The organism is Mesorhizobium sp. M7A.F.Ca.MR.176.00.0.0 (genome assembly GCF_004023165.1).
Taxonomy (GTDB): Bacteria; Pseudomonadota; Alphaproteobacteria; order Rhizobiales; family Rhizobiaceae; genus Mesorhizobium.
In genome coordinates, this window is the sequence record NZ_RZTC01000003.1 from 69,924 (window position 1) to 86,389 (window position 16,466).

General features: G+C 63.0%; 17 protein-coding genes and 1 pseudogene (1 of these 18 only partly in view). 5 read left to right on the plus strand and 13 right to left on the minus strand.

Annotated features, from left to right (window positions below):
- Positions 1-5: 5 nt before the first annotated feature.
- Genes EOB59_RS01975 through EOB59_RS01985 form a run of 3 tightly spaced genes read left to right on the plus strand, consistent with a single transcriptional unit; the run spans position 6 to position 2,547 of the window.
- Positions 6-860: an ABC transporter permease subunit gene (locus EOB59_RS01975; protein WP_224618710.1), complete on the plus strand. Its 855-nt coding sequence runs from the start codon at positions 6-8 to the stop codon at positions 858-860.
- A 2-nt stretch (positions 861-862) separates the two neighbouring features.
- A complete protein-coding gene (locus tag EOB59_RS01980) occupies positions 863-1,720 on the plus strand; it encodes an ABC transporter ATP-binding protein (protein WP_127267322.1) in 858 nt (285 codons plus the stop codon).
- The gene (locus EOB59_RS01985) at positions 1,717-2,547 is read left to right on the plus strand and encodes a dipeptide ABC transporter ATP-binding protein (RefSeq protein WP_127397772.1); all 831 of its coding nucleotides are present in this window, start codon (positions 1,717-1,719) and stop codon (positions 2,545-2,547) included. Before EOB59_RS01980 ends, EOB59_RS01985 begins: the two co-directional genes overlap by 4 nt.
- A gap of 144 nt (positions 2,548-2,691) precedes the next feature.
- On the opposite strand, the gene EOB59_RS01990 is transcribed toward EOB59_RS01985, so the two are convergent.
- A complete protein-coding gene (locus EOB59_RS01990; RefSeq protein WP_127397773.1) occupies positions 2,692-3,603 on the minus strand; it encodes an alpha/beta hydrolase in 912 nt (303 codons plus the stop codon).
- Positions 3,604-3,706: 103 nt separating this feature from the next.
- Between EOB59_RS01990 and EOB59_RS01995 the strand changes: the two genes are divergently transcribed.
- Entirely contained in the window at positions 3,707-4,291 is a 585-nt protein-coding gene (locus tag EOB59_RS01995; protein ID WP_245481810.1) for a TetR/AcrR family transcriptional regulator, read from the plus strand.
- Positions 4,292-4,543: 252 nt separating this feature from the next.
- Here EOB59_RS01995 and EOB59_RS02000 read toward each other — a convergent pair whose 3' ends face one another.
- The 4 genes from EOB59_RS02000 to EOB59_RS02015 form a co-directional block, all read right to left on the minus strand.
- The gene (locus EOB59_RS02000) at positions 4,544-5,818 is read right to left on the minus strand and encodes a cysteine desulfurase-like protein (protein WP_127808072.1); all 1,275 of its coding nucleotides are present in this window, start codon (positions 5,816-5,818) and stop codon (positions 4,544-4,546) included.
- 46 nt (positions 5,819-5,864) lie between these two features.
- Positions 5,865-6,539 (minus strand): amino acid ABC transporter permease, encoded by a 675-nt coding sequence (locus tag EOB59_RS02005; RefSeq protein WP_023811481.1) that lies wholly within the window; start codon positions 6,537-6,539, stop codon positions 5,865-5,867.
- Positions 6,540-6,691: 152 nt separating this feature from the next.
- Positions 6,692-7,489 carry an ABC transporter substrate-binding protein gene (locus EOB59_RS02010; protein WP_127268313.1) on the minus strand — a complete coding sequence of 266 codons (798 nt, stop codon included), beginning with the start codon at positions 7,487-7,489 and terminating at the stop codon, positions 6,692-6,694.
- A gap of 71 nt (positions 7,490-7,560) precedes the next feature.
- On the minus strand, positions 7,561-7,884 hold the full coding sequence (locus EOB59_RS02015) for a hypothetical protein (RefSeq protein ID WP_127322019.1): 324 nt from the start codon (positions 7,882-7,884) through the stop codon (positions 7,561-7,563).
- Positions 7,885-7,996: 112 nt separating this feature from the next.
- On the opposite strand from EOB59_RS02015, the gene EOB59_RS02020 reads away from it, so the two are divergent.
- On the plus strand, positions 7,997-9,088 hold the full coding sequence (locus EOB59_RS02020; protein WP_128287525.1) for an LLM class flavin-dependent oxidoreductase: 1,092 nt from the start codon (positions 7,997-7,999) through the stop codon (positions 9,086-9,088).
- Positions 9,089-9,232: 144 nt separating this feature from the next.
- Here the strand turns inward: EOB59_RS02020 and EOB59_RS02025 are convergent, their stop codons facing one another.
- The 8 genes and pseudogenes from EOB59_RS02025 to EOB59_RS02060 all read right to left on the minus strand — a co-directional run.
- Positions 9,233-9,628 (minus strand): RidA family protein, encoded by a 396-nt coding sequence (locus EOB59_RS02025; RefSeq protein WP_127808070.1) that lies wholly within the window; start codon positions 9,626-9,628, stop codon positions 9,233-9,235.
- A 60-nt stretch (positions 9,629-9,688) separates the two neighbouring features.
- Positions 9,689-10,837 (minus strand): acyl-CoA dehydrogenase family protein, encoded by a 1,149-nt coding sequence (locus EOB59_RS02030; RefSeq protein ID WP_127808069.1) that lies wholly within the window; start codon positions 10,835-10,837, stop codon positions 9,689-9,691.
- Positions 10,838-10,936: 99 nt separating this feature from the next.
- A complete protein-coding gene (locus EOB59_RS02035; protein WP_128287526.1) occupies positions 10,937-11,749 on the minus strand; it encodes an enoyl-CoA hydratase family protein in 813 nt (270 codons plus the stop codon).
- The gene (locus EOB59_RS02040; protein WP_128287527.1) at positions 11,746-12,216 is read right to left on the minus strand and encodes a MarR family transcriptional regulator; all 471 of its coding nucleotides are present in this window, start codon (positions 12,214-12,216) and stop codon (positions 11,746-11,748) included. Before EOB59_RS02040 ends, EOB59_RS02035 begins: the two co-directional genes overlap by 4 nt.
- Positions 12,210-12,983, minus strand: coding sequence for an SDR family NAD(P)-dependent oxidoreductase (locus tag EOB59_RS02045; protein WP_128287528.1), 774 nt, complete (start codon positions 12,981-12,983; stop codon positions 12,210-12,212). Before EOB59_RS02045 ends, EOB59_RS02040 begins: the two co-directional genes overlap by 7 nt.
- Entirely contained in the window at positions 12,980-15,274 is a 2,295-nt protein-coding gene (locus EOB59_RS02050; protein WP_128287529.1) for a bifunctional salicylyl-CoA 5-hydroxylase/oxidoreductase, read from the minus strand. The genes EOB59_RS02045 and EOB59_RS02050 overlap by 4 nt, the downstream gene beginning before the upstream one ends.
- A gap of 141 nt (positions 15,275-15,415) precedes the next feature.
- On the minus strand, positions 15,416-16,015 hold the full coding sequence (locus EOB59_RS02055; protein WP_127808064.1) for a VOC family protein: 600 nt from the start codon (positions 16,013-16,015) through the stop codon (positions 15,416-15,418).
- Positions 16,016-16,093: 78 nt separating this feature from the next.
- Positions 16,094-16,466, minus strand: a pseudogene (locus EOB59_RS02060) (ATP-binding cassette domain-containing protein) (it continues 480 nt past the right edge of the window).

The following is a 16,466-nucleotide window of genomic DNA, read 5'->3' on the forward strand; positions in this document are numbered from 1 at the left end:
TGCAGATGTTCGGCGAGTTCTGGCATTACTTCTCCGTCAACAAGGGCGCGGTGATCGGGCTCTTCGTCTTTGCGCTGCTGATCCTGATCGCCATCTTCGCGCCGCTGCTGGCGCCCCATTCGCCGGACGATCAGTTCCGCGACTTCTTCCTGACGCCGCCGGCCTGGCAGGAAGGCGGCAACGCGCAGTTCCTGCTCGGCACCGACGCTGTCGGCCGCGATATGCTGTCGCGGCTGATCTACGGCTCGCGGTTCTCGCTCGCCATCGGCTTCGTCGTCGTCACGTCAGCGCTGATCTCAGGCGTCATTCTCGGCCTGCTCGCCGGCTACTGCCGCGGCTGGGTCGACACGCTGATCATGCGCATCATGGACATCATCCTGGCCTTCCCGTCGCTGCTGCTGGCCCTGGTGCTTGTCGCGGTTCTCGGCCCTGGCCTCGTCAACGCCATGATCGCCATCGCCTTTGTGCTGCAGCCGCATTTCGCCCGGCTCACCCGCGCCGCCGTGATGGCCGAGAAGACCCGCGAATATGTCGTCTCGGCCAAGGTCGCCGGGGCCAGCCATCTCAGGCTGATGCTGGTCACCATCCTGCCCAACTGCATCGCGCCGCTGATCGTGCAGGCGACGCTGTCCTTCTCCAACGCCATCCTCGAGGCGGCGGCCCTTGGCTTCCTCGGCATGGGCGCGCAGCCGCCGACGCCGGAATGGGGAACCATGCTGGCCGAAGCGCGCGAGTTCATCCTGCGCGCCTGGTGGGTGGTGACCTTCCCGGGCCTCGCCATCCTGATCACCGTCTTCGCCATCAACCTGATCGGCGACGGCCTGCGCGACGCGCTCGACCCCAAGCTGAAGAGGTCGTGAGCATGCCTCTGCTCGAGATCAAGAACCTCACCGTTTCCTTCGACACCGCGGCCGGACCGTTCATGGCCGTGCAAGGCATCGACCTCTCGATCGAGCCGCGCGAAGTGCTGGCGATTGTAGGCGAGTCCGGTTCCGGCAAGTCCGTGGCGATGCTCGCGGTGATGGGCCTGTTGCCCAACACGGCAACCGTCAAGGCAGACCGCATGGCCTTCGACGGCGTCGATCTCCTGAAGCTCAGCCCGTCCGAACGCCGCAAGATCGTCGGCAAGGACATCTCGATGATCTTCCAGGAGCCGATCGCCAGCCTCAATCCGTGCTTCACCGTCGGCTTCCAGATCGAGGAGGTGCTGCGCTTCCATATGGGTATGGATCGCGCTCAGCGGCGGGCCCGCGCCATCGAATTGATGAAGCTGGTCGGCATCGCCGATCCGGAAGAACGGCTGAGCTCGTTTCCGCACCAGATGTCGGGCGGCCAATGCCAGCGCGTCATGATCGCCATCGCTATCGCCTGCAATCCGAAACTGCTGATCGCCGACGAGCCGACGACGGCGCTCGACGTCACCATCCAGAAGCAGATCCTCGATCTGCTGGTTTCGCTGCAGGCCAAATACGGCATGGGCCTGATCATGATCACCCACAATATGGGCGTGGTGGCCGAGACCGCCGATCGCGTCATCGTCCAGTACAAGGGCCGCAAGATGGAAGAGGCCGACGTGCTGTCGTTGTTCGAATCGCCGAAAAGCAATTACACGCGGGCGCTGTTGTCGGCTTTGCCGGAGAACGCCGTCGGCGACCGGCTGCCGACCGTTTCCGACATGCTGTTCGAGCCGGCCCCCTCTGCCGCGGGAGCCGCCTCATGAACACCACGGTCCTCGAAGGCAAGAACATTGTCCGCGACTACCACATCGGTGGTGGCCTGTTCACCGGGCCGCGTACCGTGCACGCGGTCAAGGGCGTCTCGTTCAAGGTCGACAAGGGCAAGACGCTGGCCATCGTCGGCGAAAGCGGCTGCGGCAAGTCCACGCTCGCCCGCATCATCACGCTGATCGATCCGGCGACGTCAGGCGACCTGTTCATCGACGGCAACAAGGTCGATATCGCCAAGGGCGGATTGACCAAAGAGATGCGCCGCAAGGTCCAGATCGTCTTCCAGAACCCCTATGGATCGCTCAATCCGCGCCAGAAGATCGGCGACGTGCTGGGCGAGCCGCTTTTGATCAACACCGACAAGCCGGCGGCCGAGCGGCGCGACCTGGCGATGAAGATGCTGAAGAAGGTCGGCCTCGGTCACGAGCACTACAACCGCTACCCGCACATGTTCTCGGGCGGCCAGCGCCAGCGCATTGCCATTGCCCGTGCGCTGATGCTCAACCCAAGCCTGCTGGTGTTGGACGAGCCGGTCTCGGCGCTAGATCTTTCCGTGCAGGCACAGGTGCTCAACCTGCTCGCCGACCTGCAGGACGAGTTCCAGCTGACCTATGTCTTCATCAGCCACGATCTGTCCGTGGTGCGCTACATCGCCGACGATGTGATGGTGATGTATTTCGGCGAAGCGGTCGAATACGGCTCGCGCGACGAGGTCTTCGCCGACCCCAAGCACAGCTACACCAGGACGCTGTTCGCCGCGACCCCGCGCGCCGACGTCGCCTCGATCAAGGCAAGACTGGCGAAGAAGAAGGCGGCTTGAGCCAAAACCCAATTACTCTGAACGATTGAGTTTTGCCCGAACACGACTTACGTCTTCCGCGAAGTGGACGGCAGCTTTGCGCCCAAGTCGTCCACCAAACTCTGTTTGCGCGATGCCTGAAAGCTGATAGCAAACCGATCGCGTTTATCTGAGGAAGTCAGTGACCACTTTCACCGTGGCGACCGGATTCTCCTCCATGATCCAATGTCCCGAACCGGGAATGACGCCCTCGGTAACGTTGTCCGCGGCGAAGCGCATCACCGTCGCCATTTGAGTACCGAACGACATTTCTCCTCCGATTGCCAGCAAGGGCATCTTCAGCTTTCCTGACGTTTCCAGGATCGCCTTGTTGTCGAGCGCGTCCTGGTCGAAGGCTGCGAACTGCGCGAAGCCGGAGTGCATCGCGCCCGGCAAAGCGTAGAGAGCGGCATAGTGCTCACGGGACGCTTCGTCGAAATGTGATGGATCGGCAGAAAACTCGTTCCAAAATCGGTCGAGATAAATCCGCTCCCGACCTGCCACGAGCCGCTCCATATCCGGTCCACCGAACCTGAAATGCCAGAGAAGCGGGTTCTTGAGTATTTCTTCCCAGGGGCCGACGCCGGGAACAGGTGCGTCGATCAGCACAAATTTGGACACCTGATCCCGATGCTGCGCAGCAAAGGCAAAACCCACCATATTGCCAATGTCATGCGTGACGAGATCGACGCTTTGGATATTTAGGCTGCGCAGGACTGCTTCCATGTCGGCAGCCTGAGTTTTCTTGTCGTAGCCAGTCTCAGGATGAGACGACAGACCCATGCCACGTAGATCCGGCACGACGACCATGTGATCCTTTGCCATTTCAACGGCGAGCGGCTCCCACATGTCTCCCGTCTCACCGTACCCGTGCAGCATTAGTACCGCAGGACCGGAACCACCTACGCGCACGTGGATCGTCACACCGTCCGTCTTGACCTCGCGCGTTTCGAAGCTGGCCGGAAACGGTTTAACGTTGGCGCTGGCGGTCTGCGTGGCCAGCAACAGCGCAGTACAAAAGATCAACAGCTTCGACATCGCTTCACTTCCCCATTATCTACCGATCGGTATATAAAAGGCAGATCGATTCACGCGTCAAGCGATAATATACCAGTCGGTACAATAAAGAGAGTGAGTGACTATGGGCAGGCCGAGAGAGTTCGATACCGAGAAAGCACTCGTGCAGGCGATGCGGCTTTTCTGGCGCAAGGGCTACGAGGGCACATCGCTGACTGACCTTACTGAAGAGCTAGGCATTACGCGCCCCAGTCTCTACGCGGCGTTCGGCAACAAGGAAGAGTTGTTCCTGAAGGTGCTCGACCGCTATGACCGCGAGACGTCGCATTTCATCCAGAATGCCTTGGACGCGCCAACTGCACGCGCGCTTGCTGCGGGGCTGATATATGGTGCATGCGCGTTCCACTCCGACACGAGAAATCCGCCAGGTTGCCTTATGGTGCATGGTGCCCTGATAGGGAGCGACGACAGCGCGTCGGCCCGCAAGGAGACAAATCTTCGACGCGGGCAACTTAGAAACCAGATAGCTAAACGTCTCGAACGTGCTCAGATAGACGGTGATGTCGGCAAGGACACCGATACAGCTGCCCTCTCAGGATACCTGGTTGCAATTCTGCGCGGCATCGCCGTCGAGGCCGCGAGCGGAGCCCAGCCAGACGAACTCCACCGCATCGCTGATATCGCGATGAGAGCCTGGCCGACCCAATAGCCATTCTACCGATAAATGCTGACAGTCCGTTGTCGGCCCCGTTCCCATCGTTCCGAAATGCATATCCGAATGGCCGCTTCTGGCGCGGTCCTAGCGTCCATTTCTGACCAGCCATTTGCGGCTGCCAGCCGACCGAGTTTTGACTTGGAGCGTTTTCAGCTAGGTGGAATAACTTGGCGTCGCACCAAATGCGCTGAAGGTAGATGGAGCCCACGCCGGTTCGGCCTGACTGCATCTCGCTCTAGACGCCGATCACGACAGCTTGGCGATGATGGCGCGCAGCGCCTCGCCGAACTTGTGGATTTCGCCCACGGTGTTGTAGTGGACCAGGGAGGCGCGGATGGCGCCGCTGTCCATTGAGAGGTTGAGACGCTTCATCAGTCGCGGCGCGTACATGTGGCCGTCGCGGATGCCGATCTGCATCTCGGCCATTTCCTCGACGACCCGCTGCGGCGACAGTCTGCCGATGTTGAAGCAGAAGGTCGGCACACGCTCATTGATGCGGGCCTCGTCGGCAACGCCGTAGATGGTCGCGCCGCAACCTTTCAGCACGGCCAGCATCTCACGCGCCAGCACCAGCTCATAGTCGCGGATGGCGCCCATGCCGGCAACGATGTTGTCGCGCCGCGAGCGGTTGTTGGACGGCGCCAGATTGCGGCCGATCAGTTCAAGATACTGCACGGCGGCATCCATTCCGGAAACGTTCTCGTAGATGAAGGTGCCGGCCTCGACCTTGTAGGGCGGCTCGTCGGGGATGAAATCCTCGCGGAAGGTCGGCAGCCGCTTCAGCGTTTCGAAACGGCCCCACAGGAAGCCCATATGCGGCGAGAAATTCTTGTAACCGGAGCAGACGAGATAGTCGCAATCCCAGGCCTGCACGTCGATCAGCCCGTGCGGTCCGTAATGCACGCAGTCGAGGAACACTTCGGCGCCGGCCGCATGTGCGATCTCGGCCACCGCGGCGACATCGACGATCGAGCCGATCGAATGCGCGGTGACCGTGCTGGCGACGAGACGGGTGCGGTCGGAAACCAGCGGGCGAAGGTCGTCGACATGCAGATTGCCGTCCTCGCGCATGCGCCACCATTTGAACTTTGCACCGGCGGACTCCAGAGCCAGCCAGGTCGCGATGTTGGCATCATGGTCCATGTCGGTGATGACGATCTCGTCGCGCTCCTGCAGCATCTGACCGATGCCGAGGCTGACCAGGCGGATGAACGAGGTGGCGTTCATGCCGAAGCAGATTTCCGCCGGGCTATAGGCGTTGATGAGCAGCGCGACGCTTGTCCGCGCATCGGCGACCGACTGGTCGACAGTGACGCTGCGGCCATAACGGCCGCCACGCTGCACATTGTGCGAAACCAGATGGTTGGTCACCGCGTCGAGCACGCTCTGCGGAATTTGCGCGCCGGCGGCATTGTCCAAGAAGATGAAGTCGCCAGCCCGCTGTAAAGCTGGAAACATGGCGCGGATGGCGTCGACGGGGAACGCGGTGGCATTCGCATTGTCGGTCTGGTGCTTGTTCACGGGTAGGCTCCTGCAAAGGACTTGGGCGGGGATCAGGTGGCGGAGGTCAGCGCTTCTTTTCGGTCTTGAAGCGCTCTTCAAGCAGGCTGACGAGGCGGACCATCGGCCAGAGGAAGATGAGATAGACGAGGGCTGCGCCGATCAGCGGCGAGGGGTTGGCGTAGAGCGACTGCGCGTTGGTCGCCTCCTTCAAGAGTTCCGGCAGCGCCACGGTGGAGGCGAGCGAGGTGTCCTTGAACATCGAGACGCAGTTGCTGGTCATCGGCGGGATGACGACGCGGATCGCTTGCGGCAGCACCACCTTGCGCAAGGTCAGGAGGAACGGCAGGCCAAGCGCCTGCGACGCCTCGAACTGGCCACGCGGAATGCTTTCGATGCCGGAGCGGAACACTTCGGCCGAGTAAGCCGACATGATGAAGGCGAAGGCAGTCACCGCCGACGCCCAGGACGACAGGCGTATGCCGAGGAAGGGCAGCGCGTAGTAGATCAGGATCAGCACGACCAGCACCGGCAGGGCGCGGAAGATGTCGGTGTAGCCGACCGCGAGCCAGCGCAGCGGCTTCGGCGCATAGAGCCGCACCAGGCTGATCCCCAGGCCGATGGGGATCCCGATGCCGATGCTCAAAATGCCGAGCAGCAGCGTGTTCAGGAAGCCGCGCAGCAGCGCCGGCAGGCTGGACATGATGACGTCGGGGTTAAAGAAGGTATCCAGCAGCGACATGGGAGCGTTCCCGAACCCGAGAGCAATCATGCTCAGGTTAAAACCAATATGCCTCGCAGATGGCGAGGCAGTCGGCGCGGAAGCCGGCGCTGGAGCATGAAATGAATCGTGCCGGCCTGGAAAGCCGGCACGATGTCAGCGCAGCTTTCAGATCAGGCCTTCGGCAGCGGCATTTCCTTCATGGTCGAGGAGTCGGCCGGCGCGTCGCTGCCGAACCACTTCTTGTGGATGGCGGCCAGGGTGCCGTCCTTCTTCATCGCGCTCAGCGCATCGTTCAGCTTGCCGAGCAGCGGGTGGTCCTTGGTCATCATCAGGCCGTATTGCTCACCGGTCTTGATGCGCTCCTTGACGACCAGGTCCTTCATCTTGGTGAAGGAATACTCCATGCCCGGAATGTCGCTGACGGCCGCATCGACGCGGCCGGCGCTGAGGTCGAGGAGCAGGTTCTGCTGCGTGTCGTAGCCCTTCACGTCGCTGAAGCCATCGGCTTCCTGATGCGCCTTGACCCAGGTTTCGCCGGTCGAGCCGGACAGCACGCCGATGATCTTGCCCTTGAGGTCGGCCTCGGCCTTGATCGCGCTGTCGGTCTTGGTGGCGATGCCCATGTCCGAATCATAATAGGGCTGCGTGAACGACTGTGACTTCAGCCGCTCCGCCGTGATGGTGATCGACGAGATGGCGACGTCGATGCGCTTCGAGGTGGTGGCGGCAAACAGTGCCTGGAAACCGAGATCGGCGATGTCGGTGGTCATGCCGATGCGCTTGGCGGCTTCGTTGACGATGTCGACTTCAAAGCCTTCGAAAGTGCCGCTCTCGTTCTTGTACTCGAAGGGTGGATTGGTCGGGTAGGCGCCGACATTGAGCACATCGGCGGCATAAGCGGTGGCGGGGCCGGCGGCGATGCCGATGGCGGCGGCGAGAAGAAGCAATTTGCGACGTGTGAAGCTCATTTGTGTTCCCTCTGTTGTTGATCGGGCGGGTTGCTCCCGCACGGTTTTTTGCCGCCCCGCACCGCAGGGCGTCAATTCATGGCAGCGACCAATGCGGTCATGGTTGGCGACGTTTTTTGTTGCAGATCGCGGATCTGCGCGCGCACGTCATCGAAGGCATGGCGCGCATTGGATGATGACTGGGACAGTATGAACGACAAGAACTGAGACTCCCACCCGGAGCACCCACGATGGACTGGCCGGCACGATGGACTGGTCTGCACGATGGACTGGCCGGCAAGCCCGTCCGGCAAGGCAATCGCCATCGACTGTGGAATGCTTATCCAAAGTGCGGCGCTTTTCAAGGCGAAAGTTTTAAGCTTAAAAAGCTGCGGTGTCGGTTGCGTGGCGGACACCGTGCGGCCCGCTGGAACCGATACCCGCGAGCGATGGCGACCCGAAGCTATTTCAGGCTTGAAATATCTCGGCACGGGCCTAGCGTGTGCTCTCTCGCCGGGAGGTCGCGACATGAACAAACCACACCCTTTGCACGGCCCGAACAGATTGAAGCTTGGCGTCTTTTCGACCAATGCCGATGGCGGCCTTGCTATCACAGACGTTCCGGAACGCTGGACGGCAAACTGGCAGGACAATGTGACCGCGGCCCAGATCGCCGACCGCGCAGGGCTGGAGTTCATGCTGCCGATCGCGCGCTGGCGCGGTTTTGGCGGCCGCAACAAGGTGCGCGAATGGTCGTTCGAAACCTTCACATGGGCGGCGGCGCTTGCTGTGGCTACCGAGCAGATCGGCCTGTTCATGACCGTGCATGTGCCGCTGGTGCATCCGCTCTATGCCGCCAAGGCGCTGGCGACGGTCGACCATATCAGCCAGGGCCGCGCGGGCTTGAACATCGTCTGCGGCTGGAACCCGAAGGAATTCGGCATGTTCGGCACGCCGCTGGTCGAGAAGGGCTATGACCAGGCGGCCGAATGGATCGAAATCCTCGAAAAGCTCTATGCCTCGGCCGAACCGCTCGATTACGAAGGCACCTATTATCGCCTCAAGGAGGCTGTCAGCCGGCCGGCCAGCCTGCAGGTTCCCCGCCCCGTGACCATGAACGCCGCATTCGGCGGGCCGGGCCGCGATTTCGCCGCCGCCCGGTGCGATTATCTGTTCACGACCTTTTCGGAAATGAGCGATGCCGGCAAGCATGTCGCCGATATCAGCGAGCGGGCCGACAAGGCAGGCCGTGATGTCGGTGTCTACACGGTGGCGCATGTCGTCTGCCGCCCTACCATGGAAGAGGCGCAGGCCTACTACACGCGCTATGCCGTCGATATGGCCGACCACGATGCGGTCGATGCCCATATGGCCGGCAAGAAGGAATTCTCGCAGTCCCACGACCCGCACGCCTATGACCGCTACCGGCAGCGCTTCGCCGGCGGCGCCGGCACCTACCCGCTGATCGGAACGCCTGAAACGATCGCCGCCGACATGGCCGCCATCGCCGGACACGGCTACCAGGGCATCGCGCTGTCCTTCGTCAACTACACGCAAGAACTGCCCTATTTCTGCGATCACGTACTGCCGATTTTACGGCAAGCGGGACTGCGCGTATAGCCGAAGGTGTGTTGAGATTCAGGTCAGGCCGAGTCGAAAACGGTGGGTTACGAGAACCGGAGCGGAGCGTACTTTTCGTACGCGAGCACCGGAAGCGCAGGAAGCTGCCGTTTGCAGACCGGCATCACCTGAATATCAGTACACCTATTCCGGGATGACGGCAGTTGCCTGAATCTCCACCTTGGCGCGGTCTTCGACCAGCGCCATCACCTGCATGGCGGCCATCGCCGGAAAGTGCCGGCCGATCACCTCGCGATAGGCCTCGCCAATGCCCCTGAGGTTGGCCAGATACTCGGCCTTGTCGGTGAAATACCAGGTCATCGAGGTGATGTGCTGCGGCCCCGCACCGGCCTCGGCCAGCACCGCCACGATGTTCTGAAGCGTCTGTCGCACCTGGCCAACGAAGTCGTCGGTCTCGAACTGGCATTGGCCGTTCCAGCCGACCTGTCCACCAACGAAGACGAGCTGTCCGCGTGCCGCGACGCCATTGGCGTAACCGACAGGTTTTGCCCAGCCTTCCGGCTGCAGAATCGTATGCATTCAAAACCTCCCGGTACCCAAAAAACCAAGTCTCAAAAATCGCTCGTCGATTTCCAGCCGTCAGGCCGCGCCCATTACTTGCCGCGCGATCACCACTTTCTGCACGTCGGAGGCACCCTCGTAGATGCGCAGCGAGCGGATCTCGCGATACAGGCTTTCGACGATATGGCCTTTGCGGACGCCGTCGCCGCCATGCAACTGCACGGCCTTGTCGATCACCTCTTGCGCCTTGTCGGTGGCAAACAGCTTGGCCATCGCCGCCTCGCGGGTGACCCGCGCGGCGCCCATGTCCTTGGTCCAGGCGGCGCGGTAGACCAGCAGCGCCGCCGCATCGATGTCGAGCGCCATGTCGGCGATGTGGCCCTGCACCATTTGCAGTTCGCCCATCGGGGCACCGAACAGCTTGCGCTCGGCCACGCGTTTGATGCTCTCGTCCAGCGCGCGGCGGGCAAAGCCGAGCGCCGCCGCACCGACGGTCGAGCGGAACACGTCGAGCACCGACATGGCGATACGGAAGCCGTCGCCGGGCTTGCCGATCCGCGCAGCGGCAGGCAGGCGGACCTGGTCGAAAGACAGGCGCGCCAGCGGGTGCGGCGCGATCACTTCCAGCCGTTCGGCGATGCCAAGGCCCCTGGCGTCGCCAGGCACGAGGAAGGCGGAAAGCCCCTTGGCGCCCGGCGCCTCGCCGGTGCGGGCAAAGACGACATAGAGGTCCGCGATGCCGCCATTGGAGATCCAGGTCTTTTCACCCGACAGAACGTAATTGTCGCCGTCGCGGGTCGCCGTCATTTCCGTGTTGGCGACATCCGATCCCGAGCGCGGTTCCGACAGGGCGAAGGCGGATATCGCCTTTCCGGCACGCGTCTTCGCAAGCCATTGCTGCTGGTGCGGCGTGCCGAACAGGCTGAGCGCGCCGGTACCAAGCCCCTGCATGGCGAAGGCGAAATCGGCCAACCCGTCATGACGGGCGAGTGTCTCGCGCGTGATACACAAAGTGCGGACGTCGAGGGGGCCAGGATTGTCTGGGTCGATCGCCGTCGGCTTCAGCCAGTCGTCTCGCCCGAGCTTGCTGACCAGCTCGCGGCAGGCGGCGTCGACATCATGGTGGGAGACCGGCAGGTTTTTCGCGCACCATACGTCGAGCTGCTCGGCCCACTTGCGATGGCGGTCTTCGAAGAACGGCCAGGAGAGGAAGGAGCGGTCAGGCATGGGTGCTTCCACCGCTATTCTCCAGGCCCTGCGCTCTACGGCGCCGGCAGGACAGAGGGGAGCGCTGTCCCGCCGACGTCTCCACGGAATGCATCATCCTCAATCCCCCTCGAACACCGGCTTTTCCTTGGCCACGAACGCCTTGTAGGCGCGCTCGAAATCGCGGGTCTGCATGCAGATCGCCTGTGCCTGGGCTTCCGCCTCGATCGCCTGGTCGAGACCCATCGACCATTCCTGGTTGAGCTGCGTCTTGGTGATGCCGTGTGCAAAGGTCGGGCCGGAGACGATGCGCGCCGCCATATCGAGCGCGTCGGCCTCCAGCGAGGCGGCATCGACCAGCCGGTTGTAGAAACCCCAGCGTTCGCCTTCCGCCGCCGTCATGGTGCGGCCTGTGTAGAGCAGTTCTGCGGCGCGGCCCTGGCCGATGATGCGCGGCAGGATCGCGCAGGCGCCCATGTCGCATCCGGCGAGGCCGACGCGGGTGAACAGGAACGCGGTCTTGGCTTCCGGCGTGGCGATGCGGATATCGGAGCTCATCGCAATGATGGCGCCGGCGCCGACCGCGACGCCGTCGACCGCAGCAATGATCGGCTTGCCGCAATTCAGCATCGCCTTGACGAAATCGCCGGTCATGCGGGTGAAGGCGAGAAGCTGCTTCATGTCCATATTGACCAGCGGGCCGATGATGTCGTGGACATCACCGCCGGAGCAGAAATTGCCGCCATTGGAGAGGAACACCACGGCGTCGACATCGTCGGCATAGACGAGGTCGCGGAACGTGTCGCGGAGTTCCGCATAGCTGTCGAAGGTCAGCGGGTTCTTGCGCTCCGGCCGGTCGAGCCGGACCTTGGCGATCCTGCCCTCGACCTCCCACAGGAAATGCTTCGGCTTGCGCCCGGCCATTGCGGTCATTCGCGTCCCTCCCAGTTGCTGCGGAACGAGGTCAGCATGCCGGTCAGCCGGCGCGCGTCGTCCTCGCTGACCTTGCCCAGCAATTCGCCGATCCAGCCTTCATGCGCCGCAGCGATGGCGGCAAATGCCTGCGCGCCTTCCTCGGTCAGCCGCACCATCGACGTGCGGCGGTCGCCATTGCGCCTTGCGCGGGCGACAAGTCCTTCCGAAACCAGCCGGTCGACGATGCCCGTGACATTGCCGTTGGAGACCAGCAGGAAACGCGACAGGTCGCTCATCAGCATGCCTTCCGGCGCGCGATAGAGGGCGGCCATCACGTCGAAGCGCGGCAGCGTCGTGTTGAACTCCTTCTTCAGCCGTTCGCGCAGCTCGGCCTCGATCGTGCGCGAGGCGCGCAGCAGCCTGATCCACAGACGCAAGCGGTCCTTGCCGGGTCCCGACGGCGCGGGCAGGGGGCCGGCTACCATGTTTCGCCTCCTGAGATGGAAATCGCCTGTCCCGTTATCGACTGGGCGGCGTCGCCGCAGAGCCACAGCACGGCCGCGGCGACCTCATCCGGCTGGATGAAGCGGCCTTGCGGGTTGGTCGAGGCGAGGCTTGACCGCGCTTGCTCGACCGAGCGGCCGGTCTTCTCGATGATGCGCTGGATGGACTCTTCCAGCATTTCGGTTTCCACAAAGCCTGGGCACACCGCGTTGACGGTGATGCCCGATTTTGCCGTTTCGGCGGCAAGCGCCCGCATCAGGCCAACGACGCCATGCTTGGCGGCGACGTAAGACGCGACGTAGGCGTAGCCTTTCAGGCCGGCGGTCGAGGCGATGAAAACAATTCGTCCTGTTTTCCGCGCCGCCATTCCGGCCAGCGCCGGCTTCACCGTCAGGAAGGCGCCGGTCAGATTGACGTCGAGCGTCCGCTGCCACTCGCTGAGCGCGGTTTTGTGCGCCGGGGCGCTGCCGGCCATGCCGGCATTGGCGACGACGATGTCGAAGGGGCCGCGCGCGGCTTGCGCCGTCTCGTAGAGCGCCGCCATTGCCACTTCGTCGGTGACATCGGCGGCAATGCCGAAGATGCGGCCGTTCTCCCCGGCCACCTCAGTGAGCTCGGCTTCCCGGCGGCCGCAGATGGTGACATCGATGCCGGCAGCAGCCAGCGCCAGCGCGATGGCCCGCCCGACGCCGGAGCCACCGCCGGTGACCAGCGCATGCTTGCCGGGTATCGTCGCGGCGGTACTCATACTTTCAGCCCCGCTGCGGCGTCGCGCTCGGCCAGACGGTAGAGCTGGTCGCGCCCGGGCAGATAGGGATCTGGCCATTTGACACCACGGTCGCCGAGCGTCACGGCGGCATGCAGTGTCCAGTAGGGATCGGTGAGATGCGGCCGTGCCAGCGCCACCAGATCGGCGCGGCCGGCCATCAGGATCGAATTGACATGGTCCGGCTCGTAGATGTTGCCGACCGCCATCGTCGCCATGCCGACTTCGTTGCGGATGCGGTCGGAAAACGGCGTCTGGAACATGCGGCCATAGACAGGCTTGGCCAGTGCCGAGGTCTGGCCTGCCGAGACGTCGCAGATGTCGACGCCGGCCTCGTGCAGCAGCCGTGCGATCTCGACCGCGTCGGCCGGTGTGACGCCCTCGATGCCGACCCAGTCATTGGCCGAAATGCGCATCGAGATCGGCTTCTCCGCCGGCCAGGCGGCGCGCACCGCGCGGAAGATTTCGAGGGGATAGCGCATGCGATTATCCAGCGAACCGCCATATTCATCCGTGCGCCGGTTGGTGACCGGCGTGATGAAGGACGACAAAAGATAGCCGTGTGCGGCGTGGATCTCGAGCATGTCGAAGCCGCAACGAGCGGCCATCTCGGTGGATGCGACGAATTCGTCGCGCACACGGTCCATGTCGGCGCGATCCATCGCCTTCGGCACCTGATTCTGCGGCGACCACGCGACAGCCGAGGCCGCCATCACAGGCCAGTTGCCCGAGGTCAACGGCATGTCGGTGCCTTCCCAGCCGAGCCGGGTCGAGCCCTTGGCGCCGGAATGGCCGATCTGGGCGCAGATCTTCGCCTCGGTCTCGGTGTGGACGAAATCGACCAGCCGCTTCCATGCCACCTCATGCTCGGGCGCATAGAACCCCGGACAACCGGGCGTGATCCGCCCTTCCGGGCTGACGCAGGTCATCTCGATATAGATGAGGCCGGCGCCGCCCTTGGCCCGCTCGGCATAATGGGTGAAATGCCAGTCGGTCGGACAGCCGTCGACGGCCTTGTACTGCGCCATCGGCGAAACGACGACGCGGTTCTGCAGCCTCATGTCGCGAAGCTTGAACGGCGCGAACATCGGCGCGCGGCGCAGGCTGTTGCCGCCGGCGCCCGCCTGGCGCTGGAACCATTCCTCCGCGCTTTCAAGCCATTCGGCATCGCGCAGTCGCAGATTCTCGTGGCTGATGCGCTGCGAGCGGGTCAATAGCGAATAGTTGAACTGCACCGGATCGAGGCCGAGATAGCGCTCGACCTCCTCGAACCATTCCAGCGAATTGCGCGCCGCCGATTGCAGCTTCAGCACCTCGGTGCGGCGGGCATCCTCATATTTACGGAAGGCGGCATCCAGGTCCGGCTCGGTTTCGACATATTCGGCCAGCGCCACGGCACTTTCCAGTGCCAGCTTGGTGCCGGAGCCGATCGAGAAATGGGCTGAGGCCGCCGCATCGCCCATCAGCGCCAGATTCTTGTAGGACCAGCGCTCGCACAGCACGCGCGGGAAATTGATCCAGGCCGAACCTCGGATGTGGTTGGCATTCGTCATCAAGGCGTGGCCGCCGAGATGTTTTTCGAAGATCCGCTCACAAAGGGCGATCGATTCCTGCTGCGACATCGCGCCGAAGCCGAAGGCAGCCCAGGTCTGTTCGCTGCACTCGACGATGAAGGTCGCGGTGTCGCTGTCGAACTGGTAGGCGTGCGCCCACACCCAGCCATGCTCGGTCTTCTCGAAGATAAAGGTGAAGGCGTCGTCGAACTTCTGGTTGGTGCCGAGCCAGACGAACTTGCATTTGCGGGTGTCGATGTCGGGCTTGAAGATGTCGACGAAACTGTTGCGCGCCCTGGAGTTCAGGCCGTCGGCCGCGACAACCAGATCATGCGTCTCCATGTAGGGCTTGGGATCTGCAATGTCGGTCTCGAACATCAGCTTGACGCCGAGTTCGCGCGCCCGGCGCTGCAGCAGGACCAGCAGCCGCTTGCGGCCGATGCCGCAGAAACCGTGACCTGACGAGACCGTGCGCACGCCGTCATGGATGACGGCGATGTCGTCCCAGTAGGCAAAGTGCTTCTTGATCCAGACAGCGCTGACCGGGTCGTTTTTCGACAGATTGTCGAGCGTCTCGGCCGACAGCACGACGCCCCAGCCGAACGTGTCGTCGGCGCGGTTGCGCTCGAACACCGTCACATCGTGCGCGGCGTCCCTCAGCTTCATCGAAATGGCAAAGTAGAGGCCGGCTGGTCCGCCGCCGAGAACCGCAACCTTCATGTCTGCGATCTCCTCTTCGCTTGCTGGAGTTCAGTATCGCGCCGGCAACAAGATATTTCAAGCTTAAAGTTTTATATCAAAACGATTATCCTGACATGGCGAAAGCGCGCCTGCGTGTCATCGCGCAAGCGCGCTGCCGGATCACTTTTCCGGGTTCTTCGGGCTCCACAGCACCGTCTCGGCGTCCTTCTCATAGGCCATGCCATCGGGATAGCTGATCGCTTCCAGTTGCAGTCCCCACGGCGCCTGGAAATAGAGGATGGTCTGGCCGGCGGCCGGCCCTTCCTTGACCGGCAGCGGCCCCATCCGCGTCTTGACGCCCTTGCCTTCGAGATAGGCTTTGGCGGCAGCGACGTCGTCGACATAGAAGGCGATGTGGAAGCCGCCAATGTCGCTGTTCTTCGGCGTCAGGTCCTTCTGGTCCGGTGCTGTGTATTTGAACAGCTCTATGTTCGATCCATAGCCGCAGCGCACCATGGTGACCTCTTCGATCACCGCCTTCGGGTCGACGCCCAGGAGATCCTGCATGAAGGTGCCCTTGTCGTCGGCGAACGGACCGAACGACATCGCCTTCTTGCAGCCGACCACTTCGGTGAAGAAGTCGACCGCTTGCTTCATGTCGGGAACGGTGATGCCGGTGTGGTCGTGGCCGCGCATGCCCGGGATCGAATCCGCCGAGGCCATGCCGGCGCTGCCGAGCATCGCGGCGGCCAGCGTTGCAATTGCGATAGTGGTCTTCATGTCAGTCCTCTCCATTTGGCGGGACTTGGGTCTTTGTGGTCGCACGCCCGAGGCCCGCTCTTCGGCGTGCGTATGCATTCATGTCGGCGCCTTGGCGGCGGCGGGGATGTCCAGCCAGCCAGCATCGATCTCGGGCAGCGGAATGGCTGCGATCAGGTCGCGCGTGTAGGCCTGCCGTGGATTGTCGAACAAGACGTCGGTGGTGCTCGCCTCGACGATCACGCCCTCGCGCATGACGATCACTTGCCGGCACAGCCGCCGAATGACCGACAGATCGTGGCTGATGAAAGCGACGGTCAGGCCCATCTCCGCCGCCAGCTTCTCCAGCAGGGTGAGGATCTGCGCCTGCGTCGACACGTCGAGGCCGGAGACGATCTCGTCGGCCAGCACGAATTTCGGCGACAGCGCCAGCGCGCGCGCAATGCCGACGCGCTGGCGCTGGCCGCCCGAC